Origin of the sequence: Pseudomonas sp. NY15354, from assembly GCF_048068075.1 — a bacterium.
Classification (GTDB): Bacteria; Pseudomonadota; Gammaproteobacteria; order Pseudomonadales; family Pseudomonadaceae; genus Aquipseudomonas; species Aquipseudomonas guariconensis_C.
This window is the reverse complement of sequence record NZ_JBLUPV010000030.1, coordinates 54757-67741: the sequence shown is the minus strand read 5'-3', so window position 1 is coordinate 67741 and position 12985 is coordinate 54757. Positions and strand designations below refer to the sequence as shown.

Here is a 12985-nt window from a genome sequence, read left to right as displayed (position 1 = left end):
TCAACCAGCAAGGGGTGGAGAACCTCAACGAGACCCTGCGCCATTGCGACGCCCTGAGCCAGCAGGCGGGGCGGTTGAAGCAACTGGTGGGCAGCTTCAGGATCTGAGGCGCGCCCTTCGCGGGTGAACCCGCTCCCACAGGTACCGCGCCGAGCTCAGGCTCGGCGTTGTACCTTGGGGGCTGAACACGTCGTGGAAGTTCCACATCGCAGTCTTCGCCAGCGCCTACAGGTACTGCACGAACCTCTGTAGGAGCGGCCTTGTGCCGCGAGCAGCGGCCTCTGCTCAGGCCACCGCCACCTTGCGCGCCTTGCCCCGGCGCACCCAGCCCAACAGCACCGCAGCCATCAGCACGAAGCCCAGGTAACCGAAGAACGGATACACCTCGCCCACCAGGCTGATGAACCCCACCAGGCTGCACACGAACGCAGCCATCCCGGTAACCACCGATCCCCAGCGAAACGTCGTCGTACCGGCAGGCAACAGGCGTGACAGGAAGGAAAACAGCGTCCCCACCGCCGTGTTGACGATCATCCCGAAGATGATCAGGCACATCACCACGCCCAACAGCGGCGAAACCTCATTGGCGATCGACAGCATCGGCATGGGCAGTTCAGCCACGCTGTCCAGGCGCGACAGCAACCCCGCGCTCATTACCAACATCAGCCCACCGAGCGCCGCGCCCCCGATCAGACCGCCCCAGACGGCCGTCTTCTCACCCTTGGCCGACCCACCGAGGATGGCCAGGATCGGCGCACCGGCCACGATGTTGTAGGACACATACAGGAATGCGCCCAGCAACCAGTGCCGCGTGCCGGCCTCTTGCTGGCTGGCCAACTGGTCGAGCTCGGCAAAGCTCTGCTCGCGCGAGAACACGGCGTACAAGGCAATCGCCGATGCCACCAGGATCAACAACGGCGTAATGGCGCCGATGGCGACGATCACCTTTTGCACATCCAGGCACACGATGGCCACCACCAGCACCGTCACCAGCACACTGCCCGCCAGAGCCGGCACGCCGAATTGCTGCTCGAGCAATGCTCCGCCGCCGGCCAACATGACCACGGTGACGGCGAACATGAAAAAGGTGATCAGCCAATCGACGAACAACCCCAGGTGACGCCCGCAGATGGCCTGGATCACGTCCTTGTGGGACGTTGCCTGCTGGCGATTGCCCAACCCCGCCAAGGCCATGCCCAGGAAGGTGAACAACGCAGCGCTGACCAGCGCCCCGACCAGGCCCCAGACGCCGAAATCGACGAAGAACAGCAACAGTTCCCGTCCGGACGCGAAGCCCGCCCCCACGATCACGCCGATGAAGGCACCGGCGATCTTCAGCTGCTCTTGCATGTGAACCTCTGGCTTTATTGTTGTTGTCGTTCAAAGGGGCGCTGCGCCCCGGCTCGCCTCAGTCCTGCCCGACGAACGCCTGCACTTCGATTTCCACATCCACCCCCAACGCCAGGGCCGAGGCCACGGTCGAGCGCACTGGCAATGCGTCGCCGAAGACCTCTTTGTAAACCTCGTTGAAGCCTGCGAAGTGAGCCATGTCCGACAGCCATACCGTGGCTTTCACCACCTGATCGAAGCGCGCGCCACAGGCGGCCAGGCTTTCGCCGATGCGCTCGCATACCGCGCGGGTCTGCGTCTGTATATCGCCACGGACCACTTCACCGGTCGCGCTCATCGGCACCTGCCCGGACAGGAACAAAAAGCCCCCCGCCTTCACCGCGCGCGAGAACGGGAACGGCAGGCTGCTGGGAAAACGCTGGATGTCATTACTCATGGGAACCTCCAATCACGGTTGTGGAAAACGGGCCGCAGACAATCGCTCCGGCGAAACACCTTGCGCCACCAGGCTCGGGCACAGGGGCAAACCAAGCAGCAGGTCGGCCGCCAGACGCGAAGCACCAGCGGCTGACTGAATGCCATAGCCGCCTTGTGCCGCCAGCCAGAAGAACGCCGGCATACGGGGGTCGAAACCGATCACCAGGTCGCCATCGGCGACGAACGAGCGCAGCCCCGCCCAGCTGTGGCTGGGGCGCCGGATCTGCAAGGTGGTCATCGCCTCGATGTTGTAGATCCCCAGGGCCACGTCCAGCTCCTCGGGCGCGGCATCCTGCGGCTCGACCGGATCGGCATTGGCCGGCGAACCGAGCAGTTGGCCGGCGTCGGGCTTGAAGTAGAAGCTTTCATCGACCCCGATCACCGCAGGCCAACGAGCGAAGTCCAGCCCATCTGGCCCCGGGAAAGTAAAGGCACTGCGCCGGCACGGCTGCAGGCCGACCTTGACCACGCCACATCGCTCGGCCACCTGATCGGCCCAGGCGCCGGCGGCATTGACCAACTGCCGGGCCTGCAGGGAGGTGCCATCGGCCAACTCCACCTGCCAGAGGTCGTCGTGACGATCGGCCCGGGCCAGTTCGGCATTGCAGCGCAACTCGCCCCCGGCAGCGCGGTAGCCACGCAAGAAGCCTTGGTGCAAGGCATGCACGTCCAGGTCCATGGCACCCGGCTCATGCACCGCGCCGCTGAGAATGTCCTCGCGCAGGCTGGGCACAAGGGCCAATGCACCTTCACGGTCGAGCAGGCTGACGTCGGTCCCGTTGGCCAGGTTCTGGGCGTAGGTGGCTTCGAGCAGTTCTCGCTGCTCGACGTTGGCGACATACAAACAGCCGCGCGGCTCGAGCAGTGGATGCTCGCAGAACCCTTCCGGCGGATGCTCGTAGAACGCTCGGCTGGCGCGGGTCAGGGCCTGGATCTGCGGCGTTCCGTAGGCCTCCATGAACATGGCGGCCGAGCGACCGGTGGCGTGATAGCCAGGCTGCATTTCCCGTTCGAGCAACAGTACCCGGCCCTCTCCAGCCAAGCGATAGCCCAAAGAGGCACCGGCAATGCCCGCGCCGATGATCAGGGTGTCGTAGATCTGTGCCATGGGCGCTCCCGTCGCGCTAATTATCATTTGTGAGAATTCTAATATATGAGAATTTCGGTTCATGCAAGCGTCCAAGGTAAGATGCCGACCAAAGCCGCACATGAGAGCCCCGATGCCAGAAGACCGCACGCCCGCCACCCAAAGCGCTGGCGCCCTCCCCCTGCTCGACCGCGCCGAGGTCGGCGCGCGCCTGCGCCAAGTGCGCAAGGCCCAGCACATGACCCTCAAGCAGTTGTCGGCACTCAGTGGCGTTCCCGTCTCTACCTTGTCGAAGATGGAACTGGCGCAGGTCTCGGTGAGCTATGAAAAACTGGCTGCCGCCGCGCGCGCCCTGAAGCTGGACATCGCCCAGCTGTTTCGCGCCAGCGGCCCGGTCGATACGCCAATGCCTGCGACCGTTGTGGTCGATTCGCTGCCTTCGGCCGCCGGCTATTCCACCGGCACCTATGACTACCACCCTATCGCGGGCGCCTTCCCCGAGCGCCGCATGACGCCCGCCTATGCCCGCATCATTGCCCGCGAACGGGGTCAGTTCGACGACTTCATCCGCCATCCTGGCCAGGAGTTCGCCTTGGTGCTAAGTGGTCGGGTACGGATCCTGTTCGAGACGGGTGAAGCGGTGAGTATCGGCCCCCAGGAGACGGCCTATTTCGACAGCCAGGTAGGGCATATCTACCTGTCTGAAAGCGAAGAGGGTGGGGATGCGTATGTGATGGTGGTGATGACCGACCGATAAACGGCGGCGCCGGTTTATTCATCCGGACGAGGACAAAACAGCCCAGTTATAACCTAATAACGAACAAGTCTATTCGGTTATAAAAAAACCTTTATGCTGGCAACCATCCGATCACGGGCAAGCTTGGGCGTCGAGTAGCGTATGGATGTAGGTTCTTTCGGTTTCACCATCGCGGGGCTGGTTGTAGGTTTCATCGTCGGCATGACCGGCGTGGGCGGCGGCTCGCTGATGACCCCTATCCTGCTCTGGTTCGGCATCAGCCCTGCCACAGCCGTGGGCACTGACCTTTTGTACGCGGCCATCACCAAGGCCAGCGGTGTCTGGGTGCACGCGCGCAACAAGAACGTCGACTGGAAGATCACCGGCCTGCTGAGCCTGGGCAGTGTGCCTGCGGCAGCGCTGACCCTCTGGTTCCTCCACACCTTGCACGCCGACACCTCTGCGCTTAACTCGGTGATCAAGCAGGGCCTGGCCGTGGTGTTGATCCTCACCGCCCTGGCCATCCTGTTCAAATCGCGCCTGCAGGCCTTCGCCAGCCGCCACGCGGGCGATCACTACCACCTCAGCGACCGCAGCCTCAATACCCTCACCGTGCTCACGGGTGTGGTGCTGGGCGTGATGGTCACGCTGACCTCCATCGGCGCAGGCGCCCTGGGTACCGTGGCGCTGTTCCTGCTTTATCCGTTCCTGGTCACCCGCCGCCTGGTGGGCACCGAGATCGCCCACGCCGTACCGCTCACCCTGGTGGCAGGCCTTGGCCATGCGGGCATGGGCAATATGGACTGGTCGTTGCTGGGCTACCTGCTGCTCGGCTCGCTGCCGGGCATCTACCTGGGCAGCCACCTCACTGGGCGCATTTCCGACCGCCTGCTGCGCCCGTGCCTGGCGGGGATGCTGCTGCTGATCGGCTACAAACTCGCGTTTTAAAATGAGGGGCGCGCATTGCGCCCCTTTCGCAGTCCCGGCGATTTTTTCTAGGTTCTGTATGAAAAGTCTTGAGACGAAGGTCAGGCAAGGCGAAAACAGCCGAAGAAGCGCAGTTTACGGGTTGTAAATGAGCATTCCGAGGCTGTTTTCAACGCAGCATCACCGAATATCAAGGCTTTTCGTACAGAGCCTAGGCATTGGTGATGCGGGCAATGGACTGCAAAGCAGTCCCAAACCCTCACACCAAACGCAGCCGCCACTTCCCCGCACGGCTCAAGTGCACGCGTGAAAGCGCTGGCACGTCGATAAGCGCAAAGGCGGCCAGCGGACAGCCAAGCACATGCACCATCGCCGCCCGCATCACCAGCGGATGGGTCACTGCCAGCCATTCTCCCGGCGTATCGAATGCCTCCAGCCAGGCCGCGACGCGCTGGCACAGCTGCGCGATGGACTCGCCGCCATGCGGCGCACAGTGAGGGTCTTGAAGCCATTGGGCCAGGGCCTGTGGTTGCTCGGCCTGCAATTGCTTGAGCGCCAAGCCCTGCCAGGCGCCCAGGTCGCAGTCCGCCAGGGCTGGCTCGACAACCGCGCTCGCCCCCAGACCTGCGCAGGTCTCATGGGCCCTGCACTCCGGCGCGGTAAGGACACCGGTGTTCGCGTTCAGGGGCGCGGGCCATTCGGCCATCGGCAAAATGTGCTCGTCAACGCTGGAAAAGCGCCCGACCTTCTGGGCCGGGGTCAGTGCATGGCAGATGAGGGTCAGGCGCGCGGCTTTCACCAAAGAGTCTCTTCATGAGGTGGGCCAGCTAGCCTATCAGACAACTCCCTGCCCCAGCCCCCACAGCGGCAGCAGCCCTACCAGGCTGACCGCCAAGCGTGGCCAGTAAGGCAGCAGCATCACCAGCAGCACCGCCGCCAGCGAGATGACGCCAAACCAGGCCACAGGTCCCATGGCCCAGCCCCAGGCCTGGGCGCACAGCAGCAGGCTGGCCAACAGCCCCGCCCAACCGCCCCACCGCAAGAGCAGGCGCAACATAGGTGGGCAGGCACGCCCCCACACCTGCTTGTAATGGCGTTCCAAGCCCTGGCACAGCCCGGCCATGCCAGCGTAGGCACACAACAGCGCGCCGATGACCATGCTCGTCATCCCTCGGCCTCCACGGTCCGTGCTGCCTTCGCCCTGGCCGATGCCGGCGTGGCGCGCGCAATGCGCAAGGCCGCCAGGGCCAGCCCCAAGCCCAGCACCACGCCCGTCACCTCCACCCCCAGCCGCAGGTTGTCCGCCGTGCCAACGAACGCACCCAGCACGCCCAGGCCCGCGCACAACACGGCTGCCATGCCCAACTGCTCGACCCAGGCGCGTCTGGCCGGGCGCAGGCCAGCATGCAGCAGGGCCAGCAACCAACTGGCAAAGAACACCCGCACCTCCCAGGCTTCGCGCTGCGCCAGCTCGACCGGCAACAGGCGGCTGGCCCACAGCAATGCGACGCAGGCCAGCAGTAGGCCGCTGATGAACCCGACGTTGCACACCTCGGCCAGCCGATACCATCGGCGCGCCGAGGACTCGGCCGTTGCCGTGGCGTACTTGCGCCCACGCTTCACGCAGAACAGCACCAGGCCGCTGGCGATCATCGCGCAACTGACCACGCCACAGACGAAGTACAACCAACGCATGGGGTACCCGCCGAACTGGGCAAAGTGCAGGCCAATCATGACCCGCTGCGTCAGGGGTGCCGGGCGCAGCTCAGGAACATCGCTGAGCAGCTGACCGCTCACCCCGTCGAAGACCATGGCCTGGCCTTTGGTCAAGGCGATGCGGTTGCCAAGCTCAGGACGGATCTCGACCCGCGCGCCGGTCGTGTTCGGGTGGCGGATGTTCAGTCCACCGATCGGCCCCAAATGCATCTGGGCCAGGGCCAACAACGGGGCGATATCGACCAGTGCTGCCGGCTGACTGGCCACGCGGCGCGGCGCTTCCTGACGGGCATTGCCCTGGGCCTGGAAGTACGCCCGGGTGTCGCCATCGAACAACGCATCGACCCCGGCCGGAATGTAGATGAGCATGAAGATCACCAGCCCGGTGTAGGTGATCATCAGGTGGAACGGCAGCAACAGCACCGCACTGGCGTTGTGGAAATCCAGCCAGGAGCGCTGCCCCTTGTTCGGACGGAAGGTGAAGAACTCCTTGAAGAACTTCTTGTGAATGACGATGCCGGTGACCAGTGCCGCCAGCATCACCAGGGCCAGCGCACCGACCACGAAGATGCCCCAGTTGCGCGGCAGATCCAGCGTGAAGTGAAAACGGAAGAAGAAGTTGCCGCCCACGCTGTCACGCACGCTGATCGGTTCGCCGGACTGCGGGTCCAGTTGCACGCCGATGCCATGACGCCGGTCTCCGGTGGACACACGAAGGCCAGGCGAGCGCTCGGTCGGCAGACTGATCCCCCAGCTGTCGGCATTCGGCTCATGAGCTTGCAGATAGGCGATGGCGCGCTGGGCGGCCTCGGCCTGGGAAATGTCACTGGCTGCAATCTCCGGTTGCATCCAGTGGTTGAGCTCCTTGTCGAACACCGCCAGGGTGCCGGTGACGAAAATGGCGAACAGCAACCAGCCGAAGACCAGCCCGGCCCAGGTGTGCAGCCAGGACATGGATTGGGTGAAGCTGTTCTTCATGCCAGCCCCCCCATCGCCTGGGGCCAGAAACCTACCAGCGCCAACGGCATGGCGACGACCAGCGGTGCCCAGGCACGCAGAGCGTCGCGACTCGCGAAGGCCCAGAGGATCGCGGCGGTGTAGAAGATGAACGACGCGAGCGTGGCGACGATCACCGCATCACCCGGCGCCAGCGGCAACAGCCGAGCCAGGCAGGCAGTGGCGGCGTAGGTGAAGGCATAACCGCCCAACAGCGCGGCGGCGCTGCGCGAGAGGATGGCCAGCCAAGGGGGGAGAATGTTCATCAAGGGTTCCTGGTAAGCATGAGGGGCTGCTGCGCAGCCCATCGCGACGCAAGGCCGCTCCTACAGGTTGTGCGTGAGCCGCAATCGCAGGGGCTGTCTGACCAGCAGCGGGCGTGCCCCGCGATCGGGCGCACAGCGGCCCCTTGCGCGTCAGAACGAGATATTCAGCGCTGCGAACACCGCACGCCCCGGCTGGTTGTAAGTGTTAGCCCCCGAGCTGCTAGCATTGCCGCCGCGCAGGATCTGCTTGTCGAAGACGTTGTTCACGCCCACGCGCACGTCATAGTTGGCGTTGAACTTGTAGCCTGCGCTCACATCCACCAGGCCGTAGGCGTCCACATCCTGCTGGGCAGTCTTGTCGTAGTCCTGTTGGGTACGGTAGTTGTAGGTCGGCGACTTCTGTTTGCCGAAGTAGGTGCCCGCCACCTGGAACGACAGTTTGTCGGTCGCGCGCCAGTCGAGGGTGCTGTTGACCGTGTACTCGGGAATCACCGACAGCGGCTCGCCGGTTTCGCGATTGTCGTTGTCGAGCATCCAGGTCAGGTTGGTGTTCCAGTCCAGGCTCGGCGTCAGCTCCATGAAGAAGTTGCCCTCGATCCCCTCCACCCGCGCTTTGCCGGCGTTCTCCCACTGGGTCACGCGGCGCCCGCCATTGATGTCGTAGACCACGTCGGTGCCACCGATGATCTTGTTCTGGTAGTCGTTGCGAAAGTACGTCGCGCTGGTGCGCCAGGTGCCTCGGTCATACAGCAGACCGATTTCCTTGTTGACGCTGATCTCAGGCTTGAGGTCGTCGTTGCCCTGCAGGTAGCAGCCACCGGAGTTGGCCTGTTGCGTGCTGCAGCCATTGCCGCGGCTGTAGAGCAGGTAGTTGGGGTTGGACTGGTACAGGTTCGGGGTCTTGTACGCACGGGCGATGCCGCCTTTGACACTGAGCGCGTCGGTCAGCTTGTGCGACAGGTTCAGGCTCGGGCTGAAGTTGTCACCGAAGGTCTCGTGGTGGTCGAAGCGCAGGCCCGGGGTGATGGTGGTGTCACCCACGATGATGTTGTCCTCGACGAACAACGCATAACTGCGGGCGGTCATCTTGGTGTCACTGCGGTCGAAGCCGATGATCGTGTTGTCGCCAGAGCCGCTGGGGTCGAAGCTCTGCGGACGGAACGAGCCCTGGTCGTTGAGCGATTCATAGAGGTACTCGCCACCGAGCGTCAGCACATGCTCGGTGCTGCCCATGGCGAACGGCAGGTTCACCTCGCTGCTCAAGCGCGTGTTGCGCAGGCGCGACATGGCCGAGCCGGCGTCATTGGGCGCGCCTTCGACGCTGCCGGCCAGGCCTTCGTTCAGGCGCCAGTTGCGCACGTACTCATAGGCCAGCACGGTCTTGCTGGTACCCCAGGTGAAATCGCCCAGGTGGGTCAGGTCATAGGTGCCGCGCTGCATGACGTTGGTCTCATGGCCGTACAAGTCGGACATAAGCTCAAGGTTGCCGCCACCGTTGCTGTTCATGGTATCGCCGGCAAAGATGTTGCCCTGGCGGCTGTAGCCAGCGCTGAGTTCGAGGCGGTGCTCGTCGTTGAGCTTCCAGCTCAGCAGGCCGTTGATGTCCTTGTTGCGCACGCCCTCCCGGCCAGCCACCAGGGCACTGTTGGCGTGGTCGGCGTTGATGTCCAGGTCGTCGGCATCGGTCTTGGCCAGGCCGCCATAGAGACGAAAGCCCAGGTTCTCGGTCAGGCCTCCACTGAGGTTGAAGTTGGCTCGGCGACTGGCGCCTTCGGCACTGTCCTGGGGCAGTTGGGTGAACAGGCTGACGTTGCCCTTGAACTCATCGGTGGGGCGCTTGGTGATGATGTTCACCACGCCGCCCATGGCACCGGAGCCATAACGCGCCGCAGCCGGGCCGCGCAGAATCTCGATGCGTTCGACGGCCTCGGCCGGCACCCAATTGGTCTCGCCACGGGTGTCACGGTCGCCGTTCCAGCCGTAACGCACCGAGTTGCGGGCGCTGGAAGGCTTGCCGTCGATGAGGATGAGGGTGTTTTCCGGCCCCATGCCGCGCAGGTCGATCTGGCGATTGTTGCCGCGCGCGCCGCTGGCGCTGTTGCCGGTCAGGTTGACCCCTGGTTCGCGGCGGATGAGCTCGGACAGGTCATTGGCCGGTGGATGGCGCTTGATGTCCTCCTCGGTGATGATCGACGAACCCAACGCCTGGCGCGCCTCGCGCTCGGCGGTGACCAAGGTGTCCTGGATCACCAGCGCGTTGCTGTCGACCGGCACTTCCAGCACCTCACCGGCCGGCTTCTCCTCGGCTTGGGCCGATGTCGCCACCATGGCTGGCGAGGCCAGCGCGACGAAGGCCAGGGCCAGGCTATGGGGTGAGGTTCTGGGTTGCATGGGCACATCTCCTGCGGTTCATGGGCAAAGGCACGACCCGGCCAGCCAGCCGACGAGCCCTCGCCCACCGACCTACAGGCAAGTTGCCGGGTCCACAGGGAGGCTGAATATAATGATTCTCAAATGAGTTTAAATCTTATTTACGAAATTTACAGATTGCCGAGGAACTTTCAAATGTCGCAGGCGATGGCTCTATCACGGGATCACCCGCTCTGCTGTGGGGTATCACGATCGGCCAGTTCGCGCGGCAAGGTCGTTGCCTGAATATATGAAATTCCATATATTTGTTTTTCCGTATATCTCAATCGATCACTGCTCCATGCTTACGCCTACCCCTATTTCCCAGCGCCTGGCAGACGAAACCACCGGCGCGCCACCTGCTGCCGAGGAGCGCGCACGATGCTAGCTGCCGCCGCTGTCTTTCTGTTCACCTTGGTCTTGGTCATCTGGCAGCCCAAAGGCCTGGGCGTTGGCTGGAGCGCCAGCCTCGGCGCCGTACTCGCCTTGCTGGTAGGCGCTGTGTCACTACAGGACATTCCCACGGTCTGGGCGATCATCTGGAACGCCACCGCCACCTTCATTGCCATCATCATCGTCAGCCTGTTGCTGGACGAAGCGGGCTTCTTCGAATGGGCTGCCCTGCACGTGGCCCGCTGGGCACGCGGCGACGGCCGACGCCTGTTCGTTTTCATCGTGCTGCTGGGAGCGGCGGTTTCAGCGCTGTTCGCCAACGATGGGGCCGCCTTGATTCTCACCCCGATCGTCATGTCCATGCTGATGGCCTTGCGCTTCTCCCCCGCCGCCACGCTGGCTTTCGTGATGGCAGCAGGCTTCATTGCCGATACCGCGAGCCTGCCGCTGGTGGTGTCGAACCTGGTGAACATCGTCTCGGCCGACTACTTCGGCCTGGGCTTCTCGGCCTACGCGTCGGTGATGCTGCCGGTCAATATCGCGGCGGTGCTCGCCACCTTGCTGGTGTTGTTCCTGTACTTTCGGCGGGATATCCCGGCGCACTACGCGCTCGACGATCTCAAGCCGCCCGCAATGGCCATCCGTGACCGCGCCACCTTCCGCGTCGGCGCGCTGGTGCTGATCGGCCTGCTGGCCGGCCTGTTCGTCCTCGAGCCGTTGGGCATTCCCATCAGCGCCGTGGCAGCGGCCTGCGCCGCCGTGCTGTTCGTTGTGGCCGCCCGCGGTCATGTGATCGCCACACGCCGCGTGCTGCGCGAAGCGCCCTGGCAGATCGTGGTGTTTTCGCTGGGGATGTACCTGGTGGTCTATGGCCTGCGCAACGCCGGGCTGACCGACTCGCTTACCACCCTGCTCGACCGCCTGGCCGCCCAAGGCCTGTGGACCGCTACTTTGGGCACGGGATTGGTCTCGGCGCTGCTCTCCTCGGTGATGAACAACCTGCCCAGCGTGCTGATCGGCGCCCTGTCGATCCATGCCAGCGAAGCGCAAGGCGTGGTGCGCGAGGCGATGATCTATGCCAACGTCATCGGCTGCGACCTTGGCCCGAAGATCACTCCCATCGGCAGCCTGGCGACCCTGCTATGGCTGCATGTGCTGGCGCGCAAGGGCATGCGCATCACCTGGGGCTACTACTTCAAGGTCGGCATCCTGCTGACCCTGCCTGTGCTGTTTGTCACCCTCTCGGCATTGGCCCTGCGGCTGAGCTTATGAACCCGAAAGTCCTGCGGTGACGACGGCCCACGTTGCAGCGCACCTGCAGCTTGGCCGCTCACGTTATCTCAATCGCCAGTCCCCATGGCCTACAGTGAATACGGTCGCGTCCATTCCGGCGCGACACGGATTCCGAGGTCCACGATGAATGGCGCTGGCAACTTCGAGTCATCCCCTCCCCACAGGACACTACCGAGCATCCCCCGCAGCGTCTGGGCGTTGGGCTTCGTCTCGATGTTCATGGATATCTCGTCGGAGATGATCCACGCCTTGCTGCCGCTGTACATGGTGTCAGTGTTGGGCACATCGGTGGTGGCGGTGGGGTTCATCGAGGGGGTGGCCGAGGCGACGGCGTCGATCACCAAAGTGTTTTCCGGAGCCCTCAGCGATTGGCTGGGCAAACGCAAACTGCTCACCGTGCTGGGCTACGGGCTGGCCGCCTTGACCAAACCGGTGTTCCCCTTGGCCTCCGGTCTGGAGTGGCTGACCGCGGCGCGTTTTGTCGACCGCATCGGCAAGGGCATTCGTGGTGCACCGCGTGATGCATTGATCGCCGATGTCACACCGCCTGAGCTGCGTGGCGCGGCCTTTGGCCTGCGCCAGACACTGGACACCGTAGGCGCCTTTCTCGGGCCGTTGCTGGCGATCGTGCTGATGTGGCTGACCGCGAGCCACTTCCAGACGGTGTTCTGGGTGGCGGTGATTCCGGCGTTTCTCGCGGTCTTCGTGCTTATTGTCTTTGTCCGCGAACCCGAGGCCCCTGGCCGGGGGCGAGCGGCGCGCTCGCCATTGGCAATTGCCGAGCTGGCACGCTTGGGCCCGGCCTACTGGCGGTTGATCAGCCTGGTCATGGTGTTCACCCTGGCGCGCTTCAGCGAGGCGTTCTTGCTGCTGCGCGCTCAGGACATGGGCCTGGCGCCGCTCTGGGCACCGGCGGTGCTGGTGCTGATGGCCTTGGCTTATTCGCTGTCGGCCTACCCCGCTGGCGCGCTGTCGGACCGCGTCGGTCGCCGGGGCGTGCTGATGATGGGGCTGGGCTTGCTGATTGCCGCCGACCTGGCGCTGGCCTTGTTGCCGGGCTGGGCCGGGCTGGCAGTGGGGGTGTTGGTGTGGGGGCTGCACTTGGGCTTCACCCAAGGCATCTTCAGTGCCTTGATCGCCGACAGCGCGCCGGCGAACCTGCGCGGCACAGCGTTCGGCCTGTTCAACCTGCTGTCGGGCGTGGCCCTGCTGATTGCCAGCGTGATGGCCGGGCTGCTGTGGGATGGGGCCGGCTACCAGGCCACGTTTCTGGTCGGCGCCGCGTTCGCCAGCGCCACCCTCGCGGGGGTGGCGCTGCTGCGCGGCGGGGCTTGA

13 protein-coding genes are annotated in these 12985 nt (G+C 64.2%); 5 read left to right on the top strand and 8 right to left on the bottom strand.

What is annotated here, in order from left to right; translation table 11 throughout:
• Positions 1-107: hypothetical protein (locus ACNFCH_RS21685; protein ID WP_414628464.1), on the top strand; the 107-nt coding region annotated here is incomplete at its 5' end.
• A 178-nt stretch (positions 108-285) separates the two neighbouring features.
• Here the strand turns inward: ACNFCH_RS21685 and ACNFCH_RS21680 are convergent.
• The 3 genes from ACNFCH_RS21680 to ACNFCH_RS21670 are packed head-to-tail and all read right to left on the bottom strand — an operon-like array spanning position 286 to position 2935.
• Positions 286-1350 carry a hypothetical protein gene (locus tag ACNFCH_RS21680; RefSeq protein ID WP_416743715.1) on the bottom strand — a complete coding sequence of 355 codons (1065 nt, stop codon included), beginning with the start codon at positions 1348-1350 and terminating at the stop codon, positions 286-288.
• A gap of 58 nt (positions 1351-1408) precedes the next feature.
• Positions 1409-1786 carry a RidA family protein gene (locus ACNFCH_RS21675; RefSeq protein WP_337160127.1) on the bottom strand — a complete coding sequence of 126 codons (378 nt, stop codon included), beginning with the start codon at positions 1784-1786 and terminating at the stop codon, positions 1409-1411.
• A gap of 12 nt (positions 1787-1798) precedes the next feature.
• Positions 1799-2935, bottom strand: a complete 1137-nt coding sequence (locus ACNFCH_RS21670; protein ID WP_416743713.1) for an NAD(P)/FAD-dependent oxidoreductase — start codon at positions 2933-2935, stop codon at positions 1799-1801.
• A 112-nt stretch (positions 2936-3047) separates the two neighbouring features.
• Between ACNFCH_RS21670 and ACNFCH_RS21665 the strand changes: the two genes are divergently transcribed.
• The gene (locus tag ACNFCH_RS21665; protein ID WP_416743711.1) at positions 3048-3671 is read left to right on the top strand and encodes a helix-turn-helix domain-containing protein; all 624 of its coding nucleotides are present in this window, start codon (positions 3048-3050) and stop codon (positions 3669-3671) included.
• Between the two features lie 141 nt (positions 3672-3812).
• A complete protein-coding gene (locus tag ACNFCH_RS21660) occupies positions 3813-4598 on the top strand; it encodes a sulfite exporter TauE/SafE family protein (RefSeq protein WP_070094507.1) in 786 nt (261 codons plus the stop codon).
• 238 nt (positions 4599-4836) lie between these two features.
• On the opposite strand, the gene ACNFCH_RS21655 is transcribed toward ACNFCH_RS21660, so the two are convergent.
• The 5 genes from ACNFCH_RS21655 to ACNFCH_RS21635 form a co-directional block, all read right to left on the bottom strand.
• Positions 4837-5376 (bottom strand): histidine phosphatase family protein, encoded by a 540-nt coding sequence (locus ACNFCH_RS21655; protein WP_416743710.1) that lies wholly within the window; start codon positions 5374-5376, stop codon positions 4837-4839.
• Between the two features lie 36 nt (positions 5377-5412).
• Positions 5413-5745 (bottom strand): DUF3325 domain-containing protein, encoded by a 333-nt coding sequence (locus ACNFCH_RS21650; protein WP_416743708.1) that lies wholly within the window; start codon positions 5743-5745, stop codon positions 5413-5415.
• Positions 5742-7271, bottom strand: coding sequence for a PepSY-associated TM helix domain-containing protein (locus ACNFCH_RS21645; protein WP_416743706.1), 1530 nt, complete (start codon positions 7269-7271; stop codon positions 5742-5744). The genes ACNFCH_RS21650 and ACNFCH_RS21645 overlap by 4 nt, the downstream gene beginning before the upstream one ends.
• A complete protein-coding gene (locus ACNFCH_RS21640) occupies positions 7268-7555 on the bottom strand; it encodes an iron transporter (RefSeq protein WP_337160121.1) in 288 nt (95 codons plus the stop codon). The genes ACNFCH_RS21645 and ACNFCH_RS21640 overlap by 4 nt, the downstream gene beginning before the upstream one ends.
• 150 nt (positions 7556-7705) lie before the next feature.
• On the bottom strand, positions 7706-9946 hold the full coding sequence (locus ACNFCH_RS21635; RefSeq protein WP_416743703.1) for a TonB-dependent siderophore receptor: 2241 nt from the start codon (positions 9944-9946) through the stop codon (positions 7706-7708).
• 399 nt (positions 9947-10345) lie between these two features.
• On the opposite strand from ACNFCH_RS21635, the gene ACNFCH_RS21630 reads away from it, so the two are divergent.
• On the top strand, positions 10346-11629 hold the full coding sequence (locus ACNFCH_RS21630) for an arsenic transporter (protein ID WP_416743701.1): 1284 nt from the start codon (positions 10346-10348) through the stop codon (positions 11627-11629).
• 144 nt (positions 11630-11773) lie between these two features.
• On the top strand, positions 11774-12985 hold the full coding sequence (locus ACNFCH_RS21625; protein ID WP_337160118.1) for an MFS transporter: 1212 nt from the start codon (positions 11774-11776) through the stop codon (positions 12983-12985).

What these genes read in the sequence shown, in the direction of transcription:
- ACNFCH_RS21680 (WP_416743715.1), bottom strand. Translation starts at nt 1,350, where the DNA reads ATGCAAGAGCAGCTGAAGATCGCCGGTGCCTTCATCGGCGTGATCGTG.
- ACNFCH_RS21675 (WP_337160127.1), bottom strand. Translation starts at nt 1,786, where the DNA reads ATGAGTAATGACATCCAGCGTTTTCCCAGCAGCCTGCCGTTCCCGTTC.
- ACNFCH_RS21670 (WP_416743713.1), bottom strand. Translation starts at nt 2,935, where the DNA reads ATGGCACAGATCTACGACACCCTGATCATCGGCGCGGGCATTGCCGGT.
- ACNFCH_RS21665 (WP_416743711.1), top strand. Translation starts at nt 3,048, where the DNA reads ATGCCAGAAGACCGCACGCCCGCCACCCAAAGCGCTGGCGCCCTCCCC.
- ACNFCH_RS21660 (WP_070094507.1), top strand. Translation starts at nt 3,813, where the DNA reads ATGGATGTAGGTTCTTTCGGTTTCACCATCGCGGGGCTGGTTGTAGGT.
- ACNFCH_RS21650 (WP_416743708.1), bottom strand. Translation starts at nt 5,745, where the DNA reads ATGACGAGCATGGTCATCGGCGCGCTGTTGTGTGCCTACGCTGGCATG.
- ACNFCH_RS21645 (WP_416743706.1), bottom strand. Translation starts at nt 7,271, where the DNA reads ATGAAGAACAGCTTCACCCAATCCATGTCCTGGCTGCACACCTGGGCC.
- ACNFCH_RS21640 (WP_337160121.1), bottom strand. Translation starts at nt 7,555, where the DNA reads ATGAACATTCTCCCCCCTTGGCTGGCCATCCTCTCGCGCAGCGCCGCC.
- ACNFCH_RS21635 (WP_416743703.1), bottom strand. Translation starts at nt 9,946, where the DNA reads ATGCAACCCAGAACCTCACCCCATAGCCTGGCCCTGGCCTTCGTCGCG.
- ACNFCH_RS21630 (WP_416743701.1), top strand. Translation starts at nt 10,346, where the DNA reads ATGCTAGCTGCCGCCGCTGTCTTTCTGTTCACCTTGGTCTTGGTCATC.
- ACNFCH_RS21625 (WP_337160118.1), top strand. Translation starts at nt 11,774, where the DNA reads ATGAATGGCGCTGGCAACTTCGAGTCATCCCCTCCCCACAGGACACTA.